We start from the raw sequence: 24,268 nt of genomic DNA, 5'->3' as shown, positions 1-24,268 counted from the left end.
TCCATGTCATGGAGGTTTTCCTTAATCAATACATGGGACATAGCCAGCACTAATGCAAGGTCTGTACCAGGACGGATTGCAAGCCATTCGGTTGCGAGATTGCCTGTATTGTTTAAACGCGGATCGACAATAACAATCTTTTCTCCATTGTCTTTTGCAGTTTGACATGGCCTACCATTCCGCATTTACTAGAACATGCATTACATGTACTAAGTATTTCCTTTATTTCTGCATTTGCTCCTGCTTTTACATATTCTTTAGACCATTCATTAAAGCCTACTGTTCCCGCAGATGCCAATGCAGCAGTTGCTGCAGATGCTTTAATGAATCCTCGACGTGATAGTTTTGTATCCACCATTTTCACTAGCCCTCCTTTTACTCCAGACCGATAAAACATATAGTTATTTATTTGCCTTTAGCGCTTATGGGAGGCATTTTTGTGTGTGATGCTTTCTTCCATTACTGCTGAATGTAAAACTATTTGACTCTTTCGCAGCGTATCCGGTCCTTTAATGGTATCTGTTTTTATAGCTCTTTTTAAAAGGTTGTCCTTCACTAAAAGCATCATCACCTTTAAGATTTGAAGCCTTACAGGTAACTATTTCGTTGTGCCTTTAATATTTCGATCAATCCTCTCGTCAGTCTCTGATAAAATGGGTGAACCGTTACTTCCAAAAGCTGCAATTCGAATTCATCGAGCCAATCGAAATGGTCATCCAAAAATTCAGCAGTGGAATGTTCGGGAGCATGCTCAATGAAATAGGCCAACAACTCCAACAGGATTGCTAGATGGTCCGGCATACCCTGTAATTCATTAGGGATTTCAATCTTTAGCTTTTCTAACAGGTAAATGATATGTAACGCGGAATCTCCTAATATATAAATTCTGTCCCTGGCAAAGGGCAGAGTCCAGGTTTCATCCTGTGTCCACTGTTTATACAAAGATTCAATCGGAAGAGCCGCCTTCTTTTGCGTGCTGCCAATAGAAGTCATGAATAATTCTCTGAATTCTCCATAGTTCTCTGGCAGGACTTCCTCTATAGAAAAGTCGATACTAAAAAGTTCGTTGACCGATACTTCCAGCTTCTTCAGCAGATCCTGTTGCTGAATCTCATCCCAGATATCTCTAGTTGGTTGTTTATATAAATCTGCAAGGACTATAAAAACATGCGCACAATCTGATTTTTTATCTAATCCAATCACCGGGATTCACCACCTTTCATTACAACTTCACTATATTGCAATCAATTTTTTGAAACTATATACATTCTGTTGATATTCCCCCATACGTATGTGAAGGATTTCACCTAAATAAATTGTTTATTTTCTTGCGGAGATTATATTAAACTATTAAAAGACACTGAAATAAAGGCTTTATAACGCTTACAGCCGACCTGAAAATGTGAACATCCCTTTAAATATGTTTGTATATCCAGCAAACTGGCCGCTATTCAGGAACTTTAGTCGTAAAATGGAGGTATACGAATTATCACTCTTGAGGTGACCAATATGTCCCTACTAACCAATTGGCTCGAAAGCTTGAGCTATTAACTGGAAGTATCAGAAGCGTGTTCAAAAAAGAAAAGTCCACTGAGTACCTGTACAGCTTGTATGGATGAATGTCCACACGGGGCACTAATTATTGAAGAAAGAACTCTAAAGTTAGATGAAAAGGCTTGTTCCCTCTGCGGTGTTTGCATAACGGTATGTCCACAGCAGGCGATAAAAGGGCAGTCCCCCGCAAGGAAGGTCATCCAGGATTATCTTTCATTACAAGATGATTCCCCGCTTCCAAGCTTCTTGTAACTGCTTTATTTCCATAAAAAAGGAGTCCGCTTTATTCAAAAATCAGCTGTTGATGAGGAGTTAAATAAACGGATAGAGAAAGCCAATGAAGTTTTGAACGTCATGAAACTTGAACCTATATTGATCACCAAGACCTTATCACTTAAGGAAGATGCTCAACCCAAGCTATCAAGGCGTAGTTTTTTTACGAAACTCTCGATGGATGGCAAAAATACTGTTCTGTCTTCAGTAACGCCAGTAAAGTGGCGGTTCAATGAGAACAGCTTTAAGTCTTCTAACCTATATAATGATTGGGCGTTTCATGAAGTTAGGATGCATGAGGAGAAATGCACATTATGCGGGGCATGATTTAACATTTGTCCTACCCAGATTTTCACACTGGAGAACGATACACTAAAAATTGATGAAAAAAATTGTTCTGGGTGCAACCTTTGCATGGACATATGTCAGCACAGCGGAATTCAGATTGCTAATAGTATCCACAAGGTACGTGAAGTAGCCTATCATGTGTATAAAAATGAATGTACTACTTGCAGAAGCAGTTTTTACTCCTAGATAGAATCAAATGAATGTGAAATCTGCAAAAGAATCGAGAAACCCAATTTTTTCCTTTAGTACCCTCCCAAAATACAGAATGAGGCACCGGAACCAAAGCTGCTGCAGTTCCGTAAAGAGCTCCAAACCGGTGCCTTTTTCTTGTAGTATCAGAAAGTATAAATTTTTCACTTCAACAACTAGCCAACTCCAGCTCCTAGCCCCTCGAGTCGCTTGTCGGCGCTGAACGAGGCGCTTGCGCTTTATGTTTTTCACTTACAAAAAAAACTAGGAAGTGAAAGCTTCCTAGTTCGATGTTATTCTTCCTCTCCCAGGAGGAAGTCTGGGTTCAAGTCTTCGAATTCGTCATCATCGATGCCATGACCCCACTCGTCATCGTCGCAATCGCATCCGCCTGGATGAGTGACAACGCATACCTTCGTTTCACCAATGACTTCCACAAGGAATTCCCTCTCGACGTGAACGATGATTTTGTTGCCATTAGGCGAAATGACCGCTTCAATGCAGTTAGGCTGCTGCAGGACCTCTACAAGGACATCATGGTCATCCATGCAATCAGGGTCACGGTACTTCAGCTTGATGACATCGCAGTAAGTTACTTTCTCCGTCACTACTTCAGTTTTTGTATTATCATCAAAGGAGTACCAGATGTTGGCTTCGTAAGACCCGTTTACTTCAACCACTTTCCCTACCTTTTTTGCCTTATACTTATGGTTTATGACCCAAGCGCCCAGAATGCTGCTCGGATTATGCGCTGGGTTGATCGTATGATTGGACTGCGTAAATTTGCGTCCCTTCGCTACGACGGCTTTCGTAATAATCTCTCTGTAATCTCCCATTGCGAGCGAAACCTCCTCAATCTTTTTCAATTCATCCTATGCGTGATATTAGACTAGTGTGCGATTAATTTTAGAACCGCTGGTAAAAACTTAGGCATAGTTCATTGTATGCCCATATGCCCTGAATGTTCCCGATTGATGAAAGTTGGTGGGGATTAGATTGCATTAATGTGACACCCACGATGGAGGTGCTTGCGAAGGTTAATCAAGATTAGGGATTCAATGGCCCGTGATAAATAAAAAATGGCACCTGAATATTCAGGTGCCATTTACTGATTGATTATTAATGGTTGTGTGTGTGGCAGCTTGCTTCGTTTTTCAGAGCTGCTCCTGTTTCACCACGAAGTATATCTCCGCCAGTTGATGCAACTACTTCATCTGTAACCGTATTGGAAATCGTTGTAGCCACTAGCTGAAGCAATTCATTAACGTCGATTTGCGACTGCTTGAATTCCTGGACCACCGGGATTTCATCAAGTTGTTGTTCCAGAGAAGCAATTTTTGCTTCCGTCTTCTTCAATGCTTCTGTTTTCCCATAGTGTTGGAAGTTAACAGCCTGTTTTTGAAGACCTTTAATAGAAGAAATAAGCGTTTTCACTTTTTCATTCTCATGGATTTGTGCTTCTGCACGTTTGAAAAAGTCAACTTCTTCTGTTTCCGCAATCATTCTTGCGATTTCTCTTGAGCGCTGGATAATGTCATCTTTATTGTATTTTGCCAACTTACTTCACCTCAACTGGTTCGATTTCTTCTACCATTTCCCCGTTTAAAGACCAAGTTTTTGCATCTGTGATCTTTACTTTGACGATTTTGCCGATTGCCGTTTTAGGTCCAACAAAATTGACAAGCTTCAACTTGCTTGTATAACCTGCAAGAACGTCAGGATTGTTTTTGCTCTCGCCTTCAACCAGGACCTCAACAATCTGATCCTGATATTTCTTCATAGACTGTGCGGATTGCTCATTCACAAGTGCATTCAGGCGCTGAAGACGCGCTTTTTTCACTTCCATAGGGACATTATCCTGCATTTTAGCAGCAGGAGTTCCCTCCCTTGGAGAATATATGAACGTATAGGCTGACTCATAGCCAACTTCACGAACAAGAGACATTGTTTCCTCGAACTGCTCATCCGTCTCGTTCGGGTACCCTACAATAATATCCGTTGTTAATGTAACATTAGGAATTGCTGTTTTGATCTTGCGTACGAGTTCGAGATATTGTTCCCGAGTGTACTTCCGGGCCATTATTTTCAACACATCAGTAGAACCTGATTGTACTGGAAGATGGATGTGGTCCATCAGGTTACCGCCCTTTGCCAGCACTTCAATCAAGTAATCATCAAAGTCACGCGGGTGGCTGGTTGTAAAACGGATGCGCGGGATATCTATTTTGCGAATTTCATCCATCAAGTCACCCAGACCATAGTTCATATCTGTCAAGTCTTTACCATAGGCGTTTACATTCTGGCCAAGAAGGGTAATTTCCTGGTAGCCCTGTGCAGCAAGCTGACGGACTTCCTGGATGATATCCTCAGGACGGCGGCTGCGTTCTTTGCCTCGTGTATAAGGAACGATGCAGTATGTGCAAAATTTATCACAGCCATACATAATATTTACCCATGCCTTAATATTGCCTTTGCGCACCTTCGGAAGGTTTTCGATTACGTCCCCTTCCTTTGACCAAACTTCTACGACCATTTCTTTGGACATGTATGCTTCCTGGAGAATATTTGGCAGACGATGGATATTATGCGTACCAAAAATCATATCAACCTGGTTATACGTTTTTAATATTTTGTTAACGACGGATTCTTCCTGTGACATGCAGCCGCAGACTCCCAAAAGAAGATCAGGCTTTTCTCTTTTAAGATGCTTCAAATGTCCAAGTTCACCGAACACCTTGTTCTCAGCATTTTCCCTGATTGCACATGTATTCAAGAGGATGACATTCGCGTCCTCAACACTGTCAGTAGGTTCATAGCCAAGACCAAGGAAAATACCTGCCATGACTTCTGTGTCGTGCTCATTCATTTGGCAGCCATAAGTGCGGATGTAGAATTTGCGCCCCTGTCCCATACCAATGAATTCTTCAGGGATGTCGAAGTCTTTATGATACTGGACTTCTTCCTTGCCGCGTTTTTTTGCATCCTTCAGGGAAGGAGCTGTATATACTGTTTCAAAGTACTTGCTGTAATCCTTGCTGGATTTTTTGTCCGAAGAATTTTCAGTTTGTACTTGCTGTCCTTCCAAGCGTTGATTTTCGTTCATTATAGATCTCCTTTCATTAGAAAGCGAGCAGGCAGATTGATAGAGCATGGCGCCGGTGCTAGCTTCACAAACAGTTCTGCTTTCTACTTTTAAAAGGGCTATATTTCACCCTAAAAATATAAATATACACATTATAATAGTATAAACTCTTCAATCAATGAACACAATAGCAGGCACTGGAAATACAGCTTTCTTGGTGAAAAAAGCCGACTTAATAAATTATATTACCTAACAGATTATTATTTAGTAGTGATGCTTGTCACTAATTCTAGCAATAGGATTAAAATTATAAGAATAACAAAACCCCAATCTTAGTCGATTGGGGTTTTAATGCATCCCGGCTTGATTTCCGGATTTAAATTACATAAATTCAGCAACTAGCTTATCAAAGTGAGCTTGATCTAGCTTCAGGTCAGCTTGTGATAGCGGAGTTTCTGAATAACCGCTAACTAGCTCCTGATAAGATTTACGCTCTGTATTTTGATAAATTAATCCAGTAACAAGACCGTTGTGCTGCATCAATGTCTGCATTGCTGCTTCACGGTTTGATGGATCATATCCTTCAATGTCGCCAAGCTTTGTCAAGTTTTCCTTGAACCAGTCGTAAGTGTTAACCTTGTTGTAAGTTACACAAGGGCTGAATACGTTGATTAAAGAGAAACCTTCGTGCTTGATTCCAGCCTCGATCAGCGCAGTCAAGTCCTTTAGGTCTGTCGAGAAGCTTTGTGCCACGAAAGTAGCGCCAGCTGTCAAAGCCAATTCCATTGGGGAAATGGCTTGCTCGATGGAACCTGCAGGAGTTGATTTTGTCTTGAATCCAGCAGCCGAACGGGGGGAAGTTTGTCCCTTTGTCAGACCGTAAATCTGGTTGTCCATGACAATGTAAGTGATATTGATGTTACGGCGGATCGCATGGACTGTATGTCCCATACCGATCGCGAAGCCGTCTCCGTCACCGCCGGAAGCGATAACTGTTAAATCACGGTTAGCCATCTTCACGCCCTGCGCAATTGGAAGCGCACGGCCATGGATTCCGTGGAAACCATATGAGTTAATATATCCGGAGATACGGCCTGAACAGCCGATACCAGAGATTACAGCCAGGTCTTCAGGCTCCAAACCAACATTGGCAGCAGCACGCTGCATGGCTGCCTGTACAGAGAAGTCGCCACAGCCCGGGCACCAGTTTGGTTTTACATTATTGCGAAATTCTTTAAAAGTCGCCATCCTAGAACAACTCCTTGCATTTTGTGTGGACTTCCTGCGGCAAGAATGGATTTCCGTCATACTTGAGGATCTTATGGATCTTCTCATGACTTCCAACATTCATCTTCATGATGTTTGCCAGCTGTCCTGTCGCATTGTTTTCAATAACTGCAACTTTCTTTGCAGATTTTACAAGCTGCATCATTTCATCAGCCGGGAATGGATGTACCAGGCGCACATGTGCGTGGTTTACTTTCAGGCCATCCTTCTCAAGTCTTCCCATTGCCTCTTCAATTGCACCTCTTGTAGAGTTGAAACCTACGATCAACAGATCAGCTTCCTCATGCGGAGCATTCTTGTGGATTGGCGTATTGAACTTCAGATTGCTGATTTTACGCATACGCTTATCCATTTGCGCAATACGGTTAGCAGCAGATTCCGATGGTTTTCCAGTTTCATCATGCTCAACACCAGTAACATGGTGGATCCCGTTCTTCATTCCTGGGATAACACGTGGTGAAACACCATCTTCAGTCACTTCATAACGCTTGAAGTAGCCCTTATTATCAATTTCAGGAAGTGCTTCTGTAGCCAATTTTCCACGGCGGATTTCCACTTTATCAAACTCAAGCGGTTCAACAGTTTGCTTTCCTAACGATAACTGCAGGTCAGTCAGCATAATGACAGGACACTGGTATTCTTCAGCAAGGTTGAATGCTTCAGCAGCATCATAGAATGCTTCCTGGACAGTACTTGGAGCAAAGACGATTTTAGGAATCTCACCGTGAGTTCCATAAATCATTGCCATTAAATCTGACTGTTCCTGTTTTGTAGGAAGTCCGGTTGATGGGCCGCCACGCTGTGTATCAACAATGACAAGTGGTGTTTCAGTGATGCCTGAAAGACCAATCGCTTCCATCTTCAATGAAAGACCAGGTCCTGCTGAAGCAGTAATGGCACGTACGCCGCCATAGTTAGCGCCGATTGTCATAGTGACAGCAGCGATTTCATCTTCAGTCTGGATAACTGTTCCGCCAAGAGCAGGAAGTTTCTTGATCAGATATTCCATGATTTCAGAAGCAGGTGTGATTGGGTATGCAGCCATGAAACGGCACCCTGCTGCTACTGCTCCAAGAGCGATTGCATCATTACCAATCATGAACAGGCGTTTCTGGCCATCAGCCTTTTCAAGCTGCATTGTCTCAGCTCCGCCTAATTGTTCTTTCGTATATTCGTAGCCAGCTTTGATGGCTTCCATGTTTTTATCGACAACTTGTTGTCCTTTGCGTCCAAAAATCTCCTGGACGACTTCTTCAAAAACTTGGATATCCAAGTCTAAAATTGCGCTAGTCGCACCGATGGCAACCATGTTTTTCATAAGAGATGTTCCCAGTTCAGTAGCCATTTCCGTAAATGGAACCGCATACATCGCAGCTTGAGTATCCTCAGGCTTCTTTGGGTCAAACTTAGCATCAGCAATAATGACGCCATTCTCATGCAATTCTTTGTAGTTTACATCGATCGTTTCCTGGTCGAAAGCTACAAGAATATCTAAATCGTCAGAAATAGATCGAACCTCTGTAGTGCTCACTCGAATCTTGTTATTTGTATGTCCGCCCTTGATACGTGATGAAAAGTGACGGTAGCCATACAAGTAGTAGCCTAGACGGTTCAATGCAATAGAGAAAATTTCCCCGGTAGATTCAATTCCTTCTCCCTGCTGTCCGCCAACTTTCCATGAAAGTTGATTGATCATCTCTTACACCCCTTTAGATACGTAAAAAAATATGTAAAAACGCTTCGTTATTAAGTGTAGCACTTTTCCAAGTAATTCACTAGAATTAAGCGGTTTACATCTTGCATTTATTGCTGAAATCTAGCAAATGGATGGTACTAAACGCTTACAATTCTAGACCTATGTGAAAAAAAAAGCAACCCTTTCCAGTTAATTATTGACGAAAATATGAATATTTTTTTATTTATTAAAATATTATAAGTTTCTTACTCTGCAACCCTTCGATTAATGGACGGAAATTCGCTGTCTCCATGGGATTCAGGCTCATTGCATTGATAATCTGGAGGCCATATTCCCATAAAGGAACTTGCTCACTTGTATATCAGAATAATATTTTTGTAATTCATTCCAAAGATTTTCGTATTCTTCGTTACCCTTGAGATTTTTTACAGAGAATTCAATGCCATCAAAGTCTGATCCAAATCCCACATGATTTTCTCCACCAAGAGAACAAATGTGATCAAGATGGCGAATGACATCATCTATTGAAGCAGATTCCTTTTTACCTGATAAAAATTCTGGCACAAAGGTAACTCCAATGACTGAATCCCGGTCAATCAGCGCCTTGATCTGTTTATCATTAAGGTTGCGCGGATGGTGGCAAAGCGAATAGCAGTTTGAATGGGATGCGAATACCTGGTCAGCTGATTCCATTACATCCCAGAAGCCCTGTTCAGATAAGTGTGAGACATCGCAGATTGTTCTGGTTTCATTCAGAAGCTGAACAACCTGACGTCCAAACCTTGAAAGACCAGCTCCCCGTTCCTCCATGGCACCATCGGCCACATAATTTCCATAATTCCACGTTAACCCTACTGACCGTACTCCCAACCTCAACAGAGTACGTAATTTCAATAGATCCTGTCCAATCGCATCACAGCCCTCCAGGGTCAGAACTGCGCCAATTTCATCATCGGCAAGCAGGTCAATGTTCACCTTGTCCTTAATCATCCTGATTTGAGGATGAGGCCTTAAGACTTTTTCATAAAATAAATCCGCCATTCGAAGTGCTGCTTCAAATTTCAGATCCGGGTGAACTGATTCAGGTACATAGATGGCAAACAATTGGACTTTGGTAGACGACGCCTTCAGCCGTTCAAGATTGACCTGCAATTCAGGTGATTTGGCAAAATCAAGCGATGGGTCCATGAATAATTTATATAGAACATCACAATGAGCATCATAGATTTTCACGAAAATACCTCCTCCTTACAATCATAATACTCCATTAAATAAAATAAACCTGCTTGCAATAGCAAACAGGCTGAATGTAACCTTTAAAGATTCTTTAGAATGCCAATCTATCTATAGGCTCGATTACGCTTTCATCTGGGTTCAACAATCAATTTAATGGCTGTCCGTTCTTCGCCATCAATCAGGATATCAGTAAATGCCGGGATGCAAATTAAATCGACTCCGCTAGGTGCTACGAACCCTCTTGCGATCGCTACTGCCTTAACGGCCTGATTCAATGCACCCGCCCCGATAGCCTGAATTTCTGCGCCCCCTCTTTCGCGCAGCACTCCAGCAAGCGCACCAGCTACAGAATTAGGATTAGATTTTGCTGAAACTTTTAATATCTCCATTCCTGGCTCCTCCTTATTTTATCCCGTCCTGGACGTCTAATGTGGACATCCAGTTTAGTCTGTTCCACTGCTACTATATTCAGGAGGAAGCCCACATATGACCTTCAGTAAAAAAAAGCACTGTAAGTGAAGACGATGTTTTGTTTGGTATGGTTCTGTGTGAGGCTGATTGCGGGGTTGACCGTACCCTTACGACGGTCCTCCCCCTCTTCATAAGGATATCGTTCGGGGCTTTTCATACCCTTATGCGGACTCTTTACTCTTCATAAGGATATCGTTCAGGGCTTTTCGTACCCTTATGCGGACTCTTTACTCTTCATAAGGATATCGTTCGGGGCTTTTCGTACCCTTATGCGGACTCTTTACTCTTCATAAGGGTACCGTTCGGGGCTTTTCGTACCCTTATGCGGACTCTTTACTCTTCATAAGGGTACCGTTCGGGGCTTTTCGTATCCTTATACGGACTCTTTACTCTTCATAAGGGTACCGTTCGGGGCTTTTCGTATCCTTATACGGTCTCATTCCTCTTCATAAGGGTACCTTTCAGACGGTATCGTACCCTTATATGGACTCTTTCCCCTTCATAAGGGTATCTCTCCTCAGGGTGGAACATACCCATAGCCATTTGCTACTTCATACACCTAAAATTAACCAATTCTGTGCAAATAAATAGACTGCAGAAAAACTCAAATGAGTTCACCTGCAGCCTAAAAAAGGTTATCCATATATTCTAGTCATAAAATGGATGGTCTTCATTAACAAGGATCTTCTGGATTTTCACTGCTTTACCAGTCTTCTTATCCAAATCTATCAATACTGCTGATAGTTGATTTCTTCCTTCCTTGGCTACTTCGAATCGCGTTGGGAGACTCGTCATGAACCTTCTAAGCACCGCTTCTTTTTCCACTCCTAATATCCCATCATAGGGACCCGTCATGCCTACATCAGTCAGATAAGCTGTACCAGCGGGCAATATACGGTCATCTGCAGTCTGGACGTGAGTGTGCGTTCCTACGACTGCGGAAACTCTCCCATCAAGATACCAGCCCATTGCCTGCTTTTCGCTAGTTGCCTCTGCATGGAAATCTACGAAAATGAGGGAAGTGCGCTTTCTTGCTTCCTCAATCAATTCATCTGCTTTTTTAAATGGGCAATCAATTGGCGTCAAGAAAGTGCGGCCCTGCAAGTTGATTATTGCCAGCTCTTCCTGGTTGATCTTTAAATAAACAATGCCTTTGCCAGGTACTTCTTCTGGAAAATTCGCCGGCCTGACCAGGTATTTAGCATTATCAATGAATTCGAAAATATCACGATTATCCCATGCATGGTTGCCTAAAGTTACAGCCTGTGCACCCTGCTCGAGAAACTGCCGATAAATCTTTTCGGTAATCCCTTTACCACTCGCTGCATTTTCACCATTTATGATTGTAACAGTCGGACGAAATTTTCCCTTTAATTTTGGCAAGTATTCCGTAATCATATCCCTGCCCGGAGAACCTACAACATCCCCTACGAATAAAATTCTCATTGCATTCACTTTCCTGTCTATAAATTAAGATATTTAGGCAGCTCTTTTCTTCACACATTATTGTATTAATCTCCAGTTCTTATGAGCCACCTAGAAATAGAATCCCCGCACCTTTAATTACATGATTAAAAAGAAGTAATCAATGTTAAAGCAGCCATTAGGTAAAATTGTAACATAACATAGAGATTAGAGGAAAATCATTGAAGTTTACGAGGCAATATAAAAAGCGGCGCCTAAGCACCGCTTTATTTTGCATATTCAACTGCCCGTGTCTCACGGATGACTGTAACTTTGATATGTCCAGGATAATCGAGCTCTTCCTCGATTTTCTTTCGAATATCACGTGCGAGGCGGTGTGCCTGCAAGTCATCGATTTGATCAGGCTTAACCATGATCCTGATTTCTCTACCTGCCTGAATTGCGAAAGATTTTTCGACTCCTTCATAGGATTCAGAAATCTCTTCCAGCCTTTCAAGACGGCGGATATAGTTTTCAAGAGCTTCGCTGCGGGCGCCAGGCCTTGCAGCTGACAATGCATCAGCAGCAGCAACAAGTACTGCAATGATCGAAGTTGGCTCAGTATCACCATGGTGGGAAGCAATACTGTTGATAACAACAGGATGTTCCTTATACTTAGTAGCTAGCTCCACGCCAATTTCAACGTGGCTTCCTTCTACCTCATGGTCAATCGCCTTTCCGATGTCATGCAGGAGTCCTGCACGGCGAGCTAATGTCTCATCTTCACCTAACTCTGCGGCAAGCAATCCGGACAATTGGGCTACTTCCATTGAATGCTTAAGCACATTCTGTCCGTAACTTGTACGATATTTCAAGCGGCCAAGAATTTTAATAAGATCTGGATGCAGTCCGTGCACTCCCACTTCGAAGGTAGTCTGTTCCCCAACCTCACGAATGTGTTCATCTACTTCACGGCGCGCTTTCTCAACCATTTCCTCAATTCGAGCCGGATGAATACGTCCATCCTGGACAAGCTTGTCTAGAGCTAGACGGGCTGTTTCACGTCTGATTGGGTCAAATCCAGAAAGGATAACGGCTTCCGGAGTGTCATCAATAATGAGATCAATTCCCGTCAACGTTTCCAGGGTGCGGATATTCCGTCCCTCACGTCCGATAATACGGCCTTTCATTTCATCATTCGGAAGATTTACAACTGATACAGTCGTTTCAGCAACATGATCTGCTGCACATCTTTGAATGGCTAGTGAAAGTACTTCTTTCGCTTTCTTATCGGATTCTTCTTTCGCCCTGTTTTCGTTTTCCTTAATCATTAGTGCAATGTCGTGAGCAAGTTCTTGCTCAGTTCGCTCCAAAATGATGGATTTAGCCTCATCACGCGTTAAGCCCGAGATGCGTTCTAGTTCAGTCTGCTGATTTCGTACCATCTCGTCCACTTTGCTTTCCATCTCTTCAATATGCTGTTGTCTTTTGGAAAGAGCGTCATCTTTTTTCTCTAAAAGATTCTCACGTTTGTTCAACGACTCATCTTTGCGATCAAGATTCTCCTCTTTTTGCAATAAACGATTTTCTTGTTTTTGCAGTTCATTTCTTCGTTCACGAATTTCACGCTCTGCTTCTGTACGCAGTTTGTGATTTTCATCCTTAGCCTCCAGCAGGGATTCTTTTTTCATAGCCTCTGCTTCACGCTTCGCATCTTCAACAATTTGTTCTGCGGCGTTTTTGGCACCTGCAATTTTTGCTTCCGCAACGGATTTACGATAAAAATAGCCAACAACTGCACCGACGAATAGGCCAAGCAAAATGGAGATGATTGAAATAATTAGATCCATCATTTTCACCTCCTCTTGCTATGAACTTGTGTTACGTTTTTTAAAGTGTCGGCATGTACATTGTTACAAGCATCAATATACAGCTCAAATGCTTTTAAACGTTTTTAATACCATGAAAATGAAAAATATACATTTTTAATTGTAAAGCTGTCAAATTTTATTGTCAAGGGTTTGTCCCATAAGGATTCTATTGGTTTGATTAATTATTCAATCAATTCTTATTTTCGGGATGGTTTCTGTAGATTTTCGATCCAGGCTCTTCACTGTAAAAAAACACAAACAAGGTCTCCTAGCTTTCAGGAGACCTTGTTCATAAAGATAGATAATCTATTAATCCAATTTGAGTTCTTCCTGGTCTTCATCAGTTTCAGTTACAGTGAACTCGCCATCAAGACCATAGTGATTACGGATCTTCTGTTTGACTTCAAGACGAATGGACGGATTCTCTTTAAGGAAAAGCTTCGCATTTTCCCTTCCCTGTCCAAGACGCTCACCATTATAGGAATACCATGAACCGCTCTTATCGACGATATCAAGGTCTGAACCCATGTCGATGATTTCTCCCTCTTGGGAAATCCCTTCACCATACATGATATCCACTTCTGCTGTACGGAACGGAGGAGCTACCTTGTTCTTAACAACTTTAATCCTTGTTTTGTTACCGACCATGTCATTGCCCTGCTTCAATGTTTCTGCACGGCGTACTTCAAGACGCACGCTTGAATAGAACTTCAATGCACGGCCGCCTGGTGTTGTTTCAGGATTACCGAACATAACGCCGACTTTTTCACGAATCTGGTTAATGAAGATTGCAATAGTCTTAGACTTGTTGATCGCCCCGGAAAGCTTACGTAATGCCTGGGACATTAAACGAGCCTGAAGACCGACGTGGGCATCACCCATCTCACCTTCAATTTCAGCCTTAGGAACAAGAGCTGCAACGGAGTCAACAACAATAATATCAATTGCTCCACTTCGCACAAGTGCTTCTGCGATTTCCAAAGCCTGTTCTCCTGTATCCGGCTGGGAAAGAAGAAGTTCATCGATATTTACACCAAGCTTCTGTGCATATACAGGGTCCAGAGCATGTTCGGCATCTATGAAAGCCGCCTGTCCGCCATTAGCCTGTACTTCTGCAATCGCATGAAGCGCAACAGTTGTTTTACCTGAACTTTCAGGTCCGTAGATTTCAACAACACGCCCGCGAGGATATCCGCCTATTCCCAGTGCGACATCCAGTGCAAGGGATCCACTAGGAGAAGTAGAAATCTTTGTGTCTGTCTTCTCTCCTAATTTCATAACTGAGCCTTTACCAAATTGTTTTTCAATCTGTTTTAACGCCATATCTAAGGCAGCTTGACGATCACTCACTCAAATTCCTCCTTATTATATAAAAACGAACCAGCATACTGCTTGGCCGCAAATCTCTTATTTAAAGCCTACTATTACTATACCTTTTTCCTGGGTGTTTGTCTATTAAAAAATCGAACATTTATTCGTTTTTTTTAGAACACGGGAAATTGAGAAAAATGAATTTCACGTGAATGATTCACTAGTTTTCAAACAGACTATACCCTTTAAATCAGGATTTTCGCAAGGAATCTTTCTATTTAAGAACCGGTAATGGTTCGGTGCAAAGGTCGTGATTGAATAAAGCAACAAAAATAAAACACGGAAGTTATTGCTTCCGTGTCCCTGATAATCTATTAATTATGATCTGGCAGCCAAACTTTACTGCCCTTTTCCTGATAGCGGTGCGGGAGCCACTCAGGCTAAGTTTTTCAGAATGGACTGATTGCCCTTTTACGTGTAACCCGATAAAAACGGTCCCTGGAGGATGACCCTCAAGGCTGTCGGGACCAGCCACTCCGGTAAAACTGATGCCGATATCAGAGTTGGTAAGCGCTGCGGCATTTATTGCAAGCTCTTCCGCACATTCACCGCTTACAGCCCCATACTTCTCGATTGTTTCCGGCTTAACCTTGACAAGACCTATTTTGGCTTCATTCGAGTAGCAGACTAATCCGCCTTTGAAAAGGAGACTTGCACCGGAGACTAAAGTAAATTCTTGCTGGAACATTCCGCCTGTCAAGCTTTCTGCCGCTGATATGGTCAAGTTTTTGTTTTTCAAAAGTTTCGAAAGCTCGATCATTAACGAAGTTTCGTCGTAGCCATAAAAATACTCACCGACTCTGTCCATGATTTCTGCTTCCACTTTATCAATCAATGCTTGTGCTGTACCTTTGGCATCATCCCTGGCCGTAAGCCTCAGTGTAACTTCCCCGTCACCAGCTAAAGGGGCGATAGTTGGATTGCTCTGCTGGTCAATCAAATCTTCTATTTCAGATTCAAGGGCTGCCTCACCGATTCCAAAAAACCGCAGAACCCTCGATTCAATTTTAGCATGATTGCCGGACATGCCTGATATAGCTCCCTGGCCATATTTCAAGAACATTGGCTCCATCTCGGATGGTGGTCCCGGAAGAAGCATGAACTTGTTGTCACCTGTTGCCAGGAACATTCCCGGAGCCATGCCATGTTCATTTTTCAGGACAGTGGAACCCTCTATCACGAGAGCCTGCTTCCTGTTATTCTCAGTCATTACCCTGTTCGTTTTTTCAAAATACAATTCGATGGACCTCATCGCTTCTTCATCAATAACAAGCTGCTTTCCGAGCTGCCCAGCAATTGTATCTTTTGTCAGGTCATCTTTAGTGGGACCTAATCCGCCAGTAAAGATAATCAACTCTGCGCGTTCCCGGGCAATTCCCATTGCGTTCTTCAACCGATCAGGATTATCCCCGACGACCGTATGGTAGAAAACATTGATTCCCAGATCGGCAAGCTGCCTGGAAAGGAATCTAGCGTTTGTATTGACGATTTGCCCAAGTAGCAATTCAGATCCCACAGCAATGATTTCGGCATTCATATCTTGTCCCCCCGACAAAATCAATTATTTGGAATTACGGAAAACTTGCATATTTTTAGCGAAGTAATCCCATCCAGACCAAATTGTAAAGAACATCGCCACCCATAATGCGATATCTGCAAACGGGATTGAGAATGCTTCAAAAATGATATTGTGCAGCAACAACGCGGAAATTGCCACTGTTTGTGCCCACATTTTAATTTTGCCAGGCATTTTTGCTGCAACAACCTCACCACCACCCGCAAGTAGTAATCGAAGTCCTGTCACCGCAAACTCGCGGCTGATAATAATGATGACGATCCACGCAGGGGCATACCCCAGTTCAACCAGCACAATCAGTGCAGAAGAGACAAGCAGTTTATCCGCGAGGGGGTCAAGAAATTTCCCAAGATTGGTAACTAAATTGTGCTTTCGTGCCAGATAGCCGTCAACCCAGTCTGTCACAGACGCAAATATATATATTAGCGCTCCAACAAAATGAGTGACCGGCATGGTTGTACCCAGAAGGGAAATTTCCCCCCATGAGAATGGGACAATCATAATGATCATGAATAACGGAATCAATAAAATTCGTGAAACCGTAATTTTATTTGGCAAGTTCATATCCTTTTCCTCCAGATGAAAAATTACAAAGCCATTAATTTGACTTCTTCATTATATCCAATATGTAAAAAACATCATTAAATATGCCTGCTAAATGAAAAGCGAAAGCGCCTTGGTTAGCCCCGACAAGCGCTGGAGGGCCGACCGGTGAAGTCGTTCTTTGACTTCATCGGTCGGATCGAAGCGACTCGAGGGGCTAGGCGCTGGAGCTAGACACTAATCTTAATATAAAAAGTTGATACTTTCTTACATAGAAAGTATAGCCCGTATAAACAAAAGTCCATACGGGCGTTTTGGCAAATCTTTCTTTTTAGTGGCTTTGCATCCACCAAAGCCTATAAACTTATTTCACAAAATTAATCGTAATCACTTGGGTCATATCTTGTTCAGGCGGTACTGCATACTCGAGCTTTTGGTCATTTACATAGATTTCGGTATCAGGTGCCCGTCCGATATTAATTACTGCCTTGGCCTCGTTTGATAAGTCCTCAGTACGGCTTTCATTTTTTCCTTTAACAAGGGTTTCCTGAAATATGGTTTTACCTGAACCATTTGAAAGACCTACCCATGTCTGTCCCAATGAAACAATTTTGATGACAAATGTTTCGGCACTCTTGAGTTCATATACCGTGTTGCTGCCACTGTTCGAGGCGACGGTAAGCTCCTGTGCAGGAGCTTCAGGCTCGGCTTCCTCTTCAGCTGGTTCCTCTTCTTCAGCAGCACCTTCTTCTCCTGTACCATCGTCGCCGCTATCTTCTGTAAACTCTTGAGTCTCTTCAAAGTTTGGCTTGCTCTTGTCTGTATTTGCAGGCTGGTCAGCCCCATCACCTGCACTCTCGACAATAAGATACCAAACGAGGGCAATGGCACCTATCATGAATATGGCAATTAGTATTTTCGGTAAGAAATCCAAGACTTTCGAAGTCTCAGGAGAGATGCTTTTCCTCGACTGGACACGGGAAAGCTGCTCAGGCAACTCTTCGTTGTATGTAGATGGAATTTCATTTTTGTGCTGCTCAAACAGCTGTTCTGGATCAAGGCCGACAGCTTCAGCGTATTGTTTAATGAATGCACGGACATAAAACTTTCCTGGCATCATTGAATAATTGCCCTCTTCAATACCAAGAAGGTAGCGCTTCTGTATTTTCGTGATGGACTGCAGTTCGTCCAGGCTGAGGCCCTTAGCTTCACGTGCTTCCTTTAATATATTTCCTAACTCAGTCACGATAACACCTTCCAATACTGTTAAAAATCAAATCCTCCAAAATCAGAATCGGTGAACATGTGATTCTTCTGAACCATGTCATAAACGATTTCTTCATCAGGATTATTCCGAAGTTCAATAATATAATCAAAATCATCCATTGTATATTCCGTGTTTTGGACAAAAATGTCCGGATGTTCCACTACCTTCACCGCAGGCAGGCGCATAATTTCCCTGACAAGCTGCCAGTGCTTTTCATTTGCTCTCCTTGTAGAAACGATTCCGTCAATGATAAATAGATTTTCTGCGTTGTATTCATCTTCAATTAATTGATTCCGGATTGTCTGTTTCAATAATGTTGAAGAAACAAACAACCAGCGCTTATTTGCACAAACGCTTGAAGCCACAACTGATTCCGTCTTGCCAACCCGCGGCATCCCGCGGATTCCAATCAGCTTGTGCCCTTCCTGCTTAAACAATTCTGCCATAAAGTCGACGAGTAGTCCAAGCTCATCCCTTACAAACCTGAATGTTTTTTTATCATCTGCGTCACGCTGAATATATCTGCCGTGCCTGACCGCCATTCGGTCACGAAGCTTAGGTTCACGGATTTTAATTACCCTTATTGTATCCATTGTATTCAAAATTGACTCTAAACGCTCAATTTGGTCATCATCTTTCGCAAGGATCAACAGACCACGTCTACCTTCATCGACTCCATTGATCGTAACAATGTTGATTGACAGCATACCAAGCAAAGAGGATATATCACCTAGCAGTCCTGGACGGTTAATTACTATTTCATATTCCAAGTACCATTCTTTCTTTTCCATCATTCTCCTCCTCTGCTATAAGGTCACTTGATTGCGACACATTTTGACATCAAATATCTAGCTACTATATTATATGATTTTCAAGGAAGATGAAAGGAAAAACAAGCCAGAAGTTAAAAGAAAAGAAAGCTATGCTTATGTGTCTATTTCAAAGACGTGCAAATAAAAAAAGAGAGGAATCTGACAGTCCCCTCTCAACCCTTACATATTATTTTGTGCCGTTGTTCTGTACAAGTTTAACCATCATTGTAGCGATGGCATGCTGTTCTTCCGGGCTTGCAACTGACCAAAGGTCTGCAAGGACTCTTTCCTGCTCATTTTTAGGATCGACGTTCTGTGCAAGATAGTCCCCGATTTGGTAGGCAAGGTCTCCCATAACTTCTTTATTCATTCCCTGGTCCTGCGCCTGATGAAGGCGGTCTCCCAAGAAATCCTTCCACTGATTCCAATTATCCAATACGGACATATTGACAACCTCCTTGTCTAAAATAGTACAAGGTTATTTTGCATACGTACGACAATTATTATTCATTACAATACATGTTTTGAAAATTTGTCACATGTACGTCACGTCAGCCAGCCACCATTCACTGCCAGGACCTGTCCAGTTATATAGGAAGACTTTTCAGATACCAGGAATTCAACACCACTTGCTACTTCTTCAGCTGACCCTAAACGACCTGATGGAATATCCTCGGTGATGGCCTCGATCTCCTCATGGGTAAACCCTTCAACCATAGGGGTTTGAATGGCACCTGGCGCTATGGCATTCACCCTTATATTGGAGCTTGCCAGCTCTTTGCTCAAGGCTTTGGCGAAGGCTAATTGCCCGCCCTTAACAGTCGAATAGGCTACTTCATAGGATGCGCCTGTCTGTCCCCATATCGAGGACACGATAACAATACTTCCGCTTCCCTTGGCCCTTAATTTTGGAATAAGCTTTTTCGTAAGCATCAGCGGGGACGTAACGTGAATTTGTATAAGTTCCTCTAAATCGGCTTCCTCTAAGTCCTCAACAAGACCATATAAGGCATTTCCCGCATTATGTACAATTGCGTCAAGCGAAAATATTTTTGAAGCTAATTCCAAGTATCCTGATTTTGATGCCAGATTTGCCTTGATTGGTATATACTCACCGCCAAAGTGTTCAATCTGGCCCATAAGTTCTTCCATTCCTTTTTTATTCTGGTTATAGTGCAGGTAAAGCGAATAACCTTCTGATGCAAGCTTCACGGAAATCGCCTTGCCAATCGCTCCGCTTGCTCCTGTTATGAGCACGTATTTCTTCATATTCTTCCTCTCCAAATACCTCATTAAATAATGCGCCGGTTAGGACCGGCGCATATCTTATTGAATGGCGGGTTATTTCTTATCCTTTGGGACAACCTGACAAACCGTGAACCGGTCTTCGGCAATCAGTTTGCTAGCCGCCTGCTTGATATCGTCTAGCGTCAGGCTTTCAAGCACCGGAACAACCTCGAATAAATCCATGTCGTTGAATGCATAGCGTGTGAACTGGTTGGCTATATACTCTGGTGAATTAACAGCCCTTAGAAACGCTCCTATTTTTTTCTTTTTCGTTCTTTCAAGGTTTTCAACTGTTAATCCTCGGCCTTCTTTTGCATCCATCAGCATTGCTTCAAGCTTGCTGGCAAGGACATCAGGCTCATTCGTATCACCACCAACCATTGCAAAACCAAAGCCCTGCTCCTCAGTATAATCGTATGAAAACGTATCATCGATTAACCCTGAACCATATAACTCGGTGTAGTTTTCAGAACTTTTTCCAAAAACTATATCAAGCATCACATTGATTGACAGTTCTTTTTTCAGCATCTCCTTGCCTGTTTCAGTTGGGTCTGCGGCCTTGATTCCAAGCAGGCACTTAGATGTCTGGACATTCATTTTAAGAACCTGTTTCTTTTCAGCAACCCCTGCCTGTTCCTCATCAAATACCCGCTTGATTTCAGGCTGGTTTTTGTATTCTTTTTTGCCCTGGTTCTCTTTTATCAAGCCCATGATTTCATCAGGGTTAACTTGACCAACTACGAACAATAGCATATTACTTGGATGGTAAAAGGTTTCATAGCATTCATACAGCATATCTTTAGTAATATGGGAAATCGATTCGATCGTACCTGCGATATCAATGCTCACCGGATGGTTCTTATACATATTCTGTATTAGGCCAAAATACAGTCTCCAATCAGGATTGTCATCATACATCGTGATCTCTTGTCCGATGATTCCCTTTTCCTTTTCAACTGTCTTCTCTGTAAAATATGGTTCCTGAACAAAGTCCATCAACGTCTCCAGGTTTTTCTCTACACTTGATGTACTGGAGAACAAATAAGCTGTTCTCGTGAAGGAGGTGAATGCGTTCGCAGATGCCCCCTGTTTGCTGAACTGCTGGAACACGTCTCCATCTTCCTTTTCAAACAATTTATGCTCAAGGAAATGGGCTATGCCATCGGGCACCTTCACATAATCATCCTTTCCCGGCGGAAGGAAGTGATTATCGATTGAACCGTATTTAGTTGTAAAAGTAGCATAAGTTTTATTGAAGCCTTTTTTCGGAAGGATGTAGACATCAAGCCCATTATTCAGCTTTTCGTAGTACATTTCTTCCTGAAGTTGTTCAAAAGTGATCTTCTCCATTATTTGTCCGCCTCCAATCCAGTTAAGAAGTAGACCGTATCAAGCTGCACCTTTTTGGCAACATCAACGATTTCTTCTTTTGTGGTTTTACTCATGCCCTGAAGCCAGTCATCGAGGCTGACATTTTGACGTGATACAACATTATGATACAGGACCTCTACCATCCCTCTTGCTGTATCCATTGTTTCAAGCATTTGGTTTTCAATCACTGCTTTTGTCTGTTCGATTTCCTGGTCAGTAAAATCGCCTGCTTGCATTGCTTCCATTTGTTCACGAATTATTTTTACAGCCAGCTCGAAATTTTCAAATTCAATGCCTGACATAACCATCATCAAACCTTTATGGCTTTCAAGACGGCTTGCGACATAATAGGCAAGGCTATTCTTCTCCCGGACATTCAAGAATAGCTTGGAATGTGAAAAGCCTCCGAAAATTCCGTTGAAAACCTGGAGAGCATAATAATCCTTATCACCATAAAGTACATTAGTTCTGTAGCCTATATTCAGCTTTCCTTGTTTGACATCCTCCTGATCCTTGACAGTTTTCTCTTCGATATGGATATTTTTGGAAGTATCAATGAATTTCGGTGTGCGCTGGTCAAATTGCAGGAGTTCTTGGGCAATCGACTGGACTTCTGTCTCATCAACATCTCCGATAATGAACAGGTCAAGCTCATCCTCCGCAAAGGCCTTTTTATAGTATTCATAGAGATTCTTTTCATCAATTTGCGGAATATCGTCAATCTCGCCATTAACATGGAGCGCATATGGTTCATCCTTGCACATTTCCTGGACGAGCCTAAAATTCGAGTATCTCATTTTATCATCATAGACAGCCTGGATCCGCTGCTTTAACGTTCGTTTTTCCTTTTCGACAGTTTCTTTATCAAAAGCTTCATTTTCCGCAAGCGGATTCACCAAAATCTCCGCCATCAATTCCATTCCTTTTTTCAGTAAAGGGTCACGGTCACTTAAAAATTTTTCATTAGCAATTTCCAATGAAAAACTTAGGACCTGATATTCTCCCTTTTTTGAAACATCAACATATAAATTTGCTCCGTAAAGCTCATCAAGATAAGAACGAAACTTTGAAGTGGATGGGTAAGCCTTAGAACTGCTTTGGAGCACGTACGGAAGCAGGGCCCGCTTTGTTACATCCTCACTGGTAAGGGGTGCCTTCATCTTCCAAACAATTGTATTCGTCTTGAATTTTTCGGTTTTAACAATATGGAGCTTGTAGCCTTTCATATCCTTGATACTTTCTGAAATGACAGCCATTGAAATCCTCCTTTATTTATAACACCAGGACTTGCTTACAATTATTCTTCTTCACATCATTGATGAAATTAAAACATTCTTCTCTGTTATGTATACGTTGTGAAGTCTATATTTAATATTCCAATAAATATACTCTAACTATACCTTTGACATTCAGACTAATTCAAGGAATTGGCAGCCAATATGGCAAAAGCTTCCCAAATGGGAAGCTCTTATTGCTTTGAAGCCGCTATTTCTTCGTTAGCTTTCGAATGATAATATGTATATCCTGATTCAAATTTCACCTGTTTTTTTCCGTTTGCCTTTGCGCTGTACAAAAGCTGGTCTGTATAGCCAAGAAGTTTATCAGGCAAAACTCCACCTTTTGAAGCTGCAATCCCAAAGCTCATTGTGACACTAATGCACTCATCGGTGAATTTTTCAGAAGATAACCTTGCATAAAGGTCATCAAAAAAACGGATTTGCCTGGTTTCCTCGATAGCCGGCAATAGAAAAGCGAACTCTTCTCCACCATAACGGAAAGCCTGTGCATCGTAGTCATCAGCCAGATTCCGAAAAATCCCACCTAAATTTTTTAAGATTTCATCTCCAGTCAAATGGCCAAACTGGTCATTGATTTGCTTAAAGTGATCGATATCTCCCATGACAAGCAAGAAGTTTTGCCGTGCACTCGTCATAATCCTTAGTTGTTCCTGGAAATGGCGGTGATTGTATAAGCCTGTTAAATAATCAGTGAACATCAGTTCATGAAAAATTTCCTTCTGTTTCAAATGCTTCCTTTCACGAATGACGATTAATGATCCAAACACACCGATGATCCATATGAAAATGAGATTTAAAATAAAAACAAATGTTGTATTAAAATCGAATTGAGCCTGTACAGCAAAAATAGTTGAGTAACCTGCTGTTAACGAAAACGAGGATATAATTGCCCCTTTCGTCCTCCAATAAATGGTTGCATGCATGACGACTAAATAAGCAATAGGAAAAAGCGGAGACAAGACTCCGTTCGTCAAGGCTAGAAGCCACATCAACGCAATATAATCAAATACGATTCCGGCTTTCGTAAGTAAATTAAAATATTCATTTCCCGCCGACATTTTAATCAAAGCAACCTGTGTTACGGCCATATAGACAAATCCTATTGCCAACAATATGGGAAATGTTTCTTTAGTGAAATTAAGCCTATCCGCCAGAGGGGGGGAAATAAAATACCATAATCCCTACCAACAAGAATATCCAGCGTAAATAAGAAAAGATTTTTTCCGTTTCACGATCATCCATATATAATGATAGTTTCATATGCATGCCCTCTTGACGATATTATTTTTAGCAAACTTTTCCTTTATATTAACACATATGGAAGATTTATTC

Annotated in this window: 24 protein-coding genes; 2 read left to right on the top strand and 22 right to left on the bottom strand. The window is 42.0% G+C overall.

Going from position 1 to position 24,268, the window contains the following annotated elements; all coding sequences use genetic code 11:
- The 3 genes from ACH0QE_RS13510 to ACH0QE_RS13500 form a co-directional block, all read right to left on the bottom strand.
- Positions 1 to 185, bottom strand: a 185-nt coding sequence (locus ACH0QE_RS13510) for a molybdopterin-dependent oxidoreductase (protein WP_415801139.1), incomplete at its 3' end; no start/stop codon positions are given.
- A complete protein-coding gene (locus ACH0QE_RS13505) occupies positions 113 to 358 on the bottom strand; it encodes a twin-arginine translocation signal domain-containing protein (RefSeq protein WP_415801138.1) in 246 nt (81 codons plus the stop codon). The genes ACH0QE_RS13510 and ACH0QE_RS13505, both read right to left, overlap by 73 nt.
- Positions 359 to 588: 230 nt before the next feature.
- Positions 589 to 1,203: a molecular chaperone TorD family protein gene (locus ACH0QE_RS13500; protein WP_415801137.1), complete on the bottom strand. Its 615-nt coding sequence runs from the start codon at positions 1,201 to 1,203 to the stop codon at positions 589 to 591.
- A 348-nt stretch (positions 1,204 to 1,551) separates the two neighbouring features.
- Between ACH0QE_RS13500 and ACH0QE_RS13495 the strand changes: the two genes are divergently transcribed.
- Both ACH0QE_RS13495 and ACH0QE_RS13490 read left to right on the top strand, forming a co-directional pair.
- Complete coding sequence (locus ACH0QE_RS13495) at positions 1,552 to 1,806, top strand: 4Fe-4S binding protein (RefSeq protein ID WP_415801141.1); 255 nt, start codon at positions 1,552 to 1,554, stop codon at positions 1,804 to 1,806.
- 354 nt (positions 1,807 to 2,160) lie between these two features.
- Positions 2,161 to 2,361: a 4Fe-4S binding protein gene (locus ACH0QE_RS13490; RefSeq protein ID WP_415801140.1), complete on the top strand. Its 201-nt coding sequence runs from the start codon at positions 2,161 to 2,163 to the stop codon at positions 2,359 to 2,361.
- A 296-nt stretch (positions 2,362 to 2,657) separates the two neighbouring features.
- Here the strand turns inward: ACH0QE_RS13490 and ACH0QE_RS13485 are convergent, their stop codons facing one another.
- From ACH0QE_RS13485 to ACH0QE_RS13395, 19 genes are all read right to left on the bottom strand, one after another.
- The gene (locus ACH0QE_RS13485; protein WP_041966656.1) at positions 2,658 to 3,200 is read right to left on the bottom strand and encodes an outer spore coat protein CotE; all 543 of its coding nucleotides are present in this window, start codon (positions 3,198 to 3,200) and stop codon (positions 2,658 to 2,660) included.
- A gap of 283 nt (positions 3,201 to 3,483) precedes the next feature.
- Positions 3,484 to 3,921, bottom strand: coding sequence for a RicAFT regulatory complex protein RicA family protein (locus ACH0QE_RS13480; protein WP_102262259.1), 438 nt, complete (start codon positions 3,919 to 3,921; stop codon positions 3,484 to 3,486).
- 1 nt (position 3,922) lies between these two features.
- Positions 3,923 to 5,467, bottom strand: coding sequence for a tRNA (N6-isopentenyl adenosine(37)-C2)-methylthiotransferase MiaB (miaB, locus tag ACH0QE_RS13475; RefSeq protein ID WP_415801136.1), 1,545 nt, complete (start codon positions 5,465 to 5,467; stop codon positions 3,923 to 3,925).
- A gap of 360 nt (positions 5,468 to 5,827) precedes the next feature.
- Positions 5,828 to 6,694, bottom strand: a complete 867-nt coding sequence (locus ACH0QE_RS13470) for a 2-oxoacid:ferredoxin oxidoreductase subunit beta (protein ID WP_041966659.1) — start codon at positions 6,692 to 6,694, stop codon at positions 5,828 to 5,830.
- A 1-nt stretch (position 6,695) separates the two neighbouring features.
- Entirely contained in the window at positions 6,696 to 8,429 is a 1,734-nt protein-coding gene (locus ACH0QE_RS13465) for a 2-oxoacid:acceptor oxidoreductase subunit alpha (RefSeq protein ID WP_226600684.1), read from the bottom strand.
- Between the two features lie 303 nt (positions 8,430 to 8,732).
- Positions 8,733 to 9,662, bottom strand: coding sequence for a dipeptidase (locus tag ACH0QE_RS13460; protein ID WP_415801135.1), 930 nt, complete (start codon positions 9,660 to 9,662; stop codon positions 8,733 to 8,735).
- A 131-nt stretch (positions 9,663 to 9,793) separates the two neighbouring features.
- Positions 9,794 to 10,054, bottom strand: coding sequence for a stage V sporulation protein SpoVS (gene spoVS, locus ACH0QE_RS13455; RefSeq protein ID WP_010193268.1), 261 nt, complete (start codon positions 10,052 to 10,054; stop codon positions 9,794 to 9,796).
- 730 nt (positions 10,055 to 10,784) lie between these two features.
- Complete coding sequence (locus ACH0QE_RS13450) at positions 10,785 to 11,582, bottom strand: TIGR00282 family metallophosphoesterase (protein ID WP_415801134.1); 798 nt, start codon at positions 11,580 to 11,582, stop codon at positions 10,785 to 10,787.
- 245 nt (positions 11,583 to 11,827) lie between these two features.
- On the bottom strand, positions 11,828 to 13,390 hold the full coding sequence (gene rny / locus ACH0QE_RS13445; RefSeq protein ID WP_102262253.1) for a ribonuclease Y: 1,563 nt from the start codon (positions 13,388 to 13,390) through the stop codon (positions 11,828 to 11,830).
- Positions 13,391 to 13,720: 330 nt separating this feature from the next.
- Positions 13,721 to 14,761, bottom strand: a complete 1,041-nt coding sequence (recA, locus tag ACH0QE_RS13440) for a recombinase RecA (RefSeq protein ID WP_041966664.1) — start codon at positions 14,759 to 14,761, stop codon at positions 13,721 to 13,723.
- Between the two features lie 307 nt (positions 14,762 to 15,068).
- On the bottom strand, positions 15,069 to 16,319 hold the full coding sequence (locus tag ACH0QE_RS13435; RefSeq protein WP_415801133.1) for a competence/damage-inducible protein A: 1,251 nt from the start codon (positions 16,317 to 16,319) through the stop codon (positions 15,069 to 15,071).
- Positions 16,320 to 16,343: 24 nt separating this feature from the next.
- Positions 16,344 to 16,922: a CDP-diacylglycerol--glycerol-3-phosphate 3-phosphatidyltransferase gene (pgsA, locus tag ACH0QE_RS13430; protein ID WP_214902158.1), complete on the bottom strand. Its 579-nt coding sequence runs from the start codon at positions 16,920 to 16,922 to the stop codon at positions 16,344 to 16,346.
- 343 nt (positions 16,923 to 17,265) lie between these two features.
- The gene (locus ACH0QE_RS13425) at positions 17,266 to 18,147 is read right to left on the bottom strand and encodes a helix-turn-helix domain-containing protein (protein WP_415801132.1); all 882 of its coding nucleotides are present in this window, start codon (positions 18,145 to 18,147) and stop codon (positions 17,266 to 17,268) included.
- A 20-nt stretch (positions 18,148 to 18,167) separates the two neighbouring features.
- On the bottom strand, positions 18,168 to 18,959 hold the full coding sequence (locus ACH0QE_RS13420; protein WP_041966667.1) for a DUF3388 domain-containing protein: 792 nt from the start codon (positions 18,957 to 18,959) through the stop codon (positions 18,168 to 18,170).
- Positions 18,960 to 19,167: 208 nt separating this feature from the next.
- On the bottom strand, positions 19,168 to 19,425 hold the full coding sequence (locus ACH0QE_RS13415; RefSeq protein ID WP_041966668.1) for a DUF3243 domain-containing protein: 258 nt from the start codon (positions 19,423 to 19,425) through the stop codon (positions 19,168 to 19,170).
- A 101-nt stretch (positions 19,426 to 19,526) separates the two neighbouring features.
- Positions 19,527 to 20,249 carry an elongation factor P 5-aminopentanone reductase gene (gene ymfI / locus ACH0QE_RS13410; protein ID WP_415801131.1) on the bottom strand — a complete coding sequence of 241 codons (723 nt, stop codon included), beginning with the start codon at positions 20,247 to 20,249 and terminating at the stop codon, positions 19,527 to 19,529.
- Between the two features lie 72 nt (positions 20,250 to 20,321).
- Positions 20,322 to 21,617: an EF-P 5-aminopentanol modification-associated protein YfmH gene (yfmH, locus tag ACH0QE_RS13405; protein WP_415801130.1), complete on the bottom strand. Its 1,296-nt coding sequence runs from the start codon at positions 21,615 to 21,617 to the stop codon at positions 20,322 to 20,324.
- Positions 21,617 to 22,894, bottom strand: coding sequence for an EF-P 5-aminopentanol modification-associated protein YfmF (gene yfmF / locus ACH0QE_RS13400; RefSeq protein ID WP_415801129.1), 1,278 nt, complete (start codon positions 22,892 to 22,894; stop codon positions 21,617 to 21,619). Before yfmF ends, yfmH begins: the two co-directional genes overlap by 1 nt.
- A gap of 212 nt (positions 22,895 to 23,106) precedes the next feature.
- Positions 23,107 to 24,024: a GGDEF domain-containing protein gene (locus ACH0QE_RS13395; protein ID WP_415801128.1), complete on the bottom strand. Its 918-nt coding sequence runs from the start codon at positions 24,022 to 24,024 to the stop codon at positions 23,107 to 23,109.
- Positions 24,025 to 24,268: the final 244 nt, after the last annotated feature.

The organism is Mesobacillus sp., from assembly GCF_047739415.1.
Lineage (GTDB): Bacteria > Bacillota > Bacilli > Bacillales > Cytobacillaceae > Mesobacillus.
Note: the sequence above shows the minus strand (reverse complement) of the source record. Positions and strands in the feature narration are given on the sequence as shown.